General features: G+C 59.0%; 1 protein-coding gene. It reads left to right on the forward strand.

From position 1 onward, the window contains the following. Positions 1–1,195: IS66 family transposase (gene tnpC, locus EXE46_RS16115; protein WP_137689352.1), on the forward strand; the 1,195-nt coding region annotated here is incomplete at both ends.

Genomic DNA, 1,195 nt, shown 5'->3' on the forward strand with positions numbered 1-1,195 from the left:
GTTCAGGGCGAAGCTCCGGTGGCACGAAGGACCGCATACGCCACCGAGCAAAGAGCAATCGACCGATGATAAGTCGTCGTCCTCGCCGGACGAGGACGACGACGAAGAACCTCGTACTGACGGCGGTACTCCCGGTCGAAAAGACGGTCACGAGCCAGAGTGGCGGTCTCCCGCTGATCCTGACGAAGAAATTGAGGTGACTCGTGACTGTTGTCCTGAATGTGGCGACCACTTCGACGAGTCGGTGGGCGTCAGCCCCCGACTCGTCGAGGAGATCCCAGATCCACAGCCACCAGAAGTTACCCAGTACAATCGCCACTACTACCAGTGTGACTCCTGCGGAACAGAGACGGTTGCGACACACCCCGACTGCCCCGATGAGGGGCAGTTCGGGGTGAATGTTATCGCTCAATCAGCACTCTCTCGGTACGATTACCGCCTTCCCTACCGGAAGATCGCGGATCGCTTCGAGCAACTACACGAACTCGAACTCTCTGGCGCATCTACATGGCACGCGACCGAGCGCGCTGCGCGCGCCGGTCGCTGCGAGTACGAGCAACTCCGTCGAGAAATCCAAAGAGCTGACGTGGTTCACATCGACGAAACAGGCGTCAAACGCGACGGTGAGCAAGCGTGGATCTGGACGTTTCGGACGACTGAACACACACTGTACGCGGTCAGAGAGAGTCGTGGGAGTGATGTTCCCGCAGAAGTCCTCGGCGAGGACTTCGCGGGAACGGTCATTTGTGACGGATGGACGGCGTACCCCGCCTTCAGCAGTAATCTTCAGCGGTGTTGGGCGCACATTCTCCGAGAAGCTGAAGACGTTGCGCAAAAACAGGCAGATGGCAAACCGATCTACCAAGCTCTTAGACAACTCTACGTCGCTCTCCAGGCTCGGCTGGAGAGCGACTTGAACCTACGCGAGCGGGCAGAACTACAGCGCGTAGCGCGCAGAGAGCTTGAGTCGCTGATTGAGCGGTCAGTTCCCGACGGACCAGTGGCAACACTGCTCGGGAAGATCGAAGGAGGACTCGACCACTGGCTCACCTTCGTCGGTGAGCCAGCGGTCTCCCCGACGAACAACGCCGCAGAGAACGCACTCCGTGAACCCGTTGTTCTCCGGAAAATCATCGGAACGCTTCGTAATGACCGAGGAATGTTCGTCCACGAGACAGTCTTGTCCCTGCTGGCG

Source organism: Halorubrum sp. GN11_10-6_MGM (genome assembly GCF_005435165.1).
Lineage (GTDB): Archaea > Halobacteriota > Halobacteria > Halobacteriales > Haloferacaceae > Halorubrum.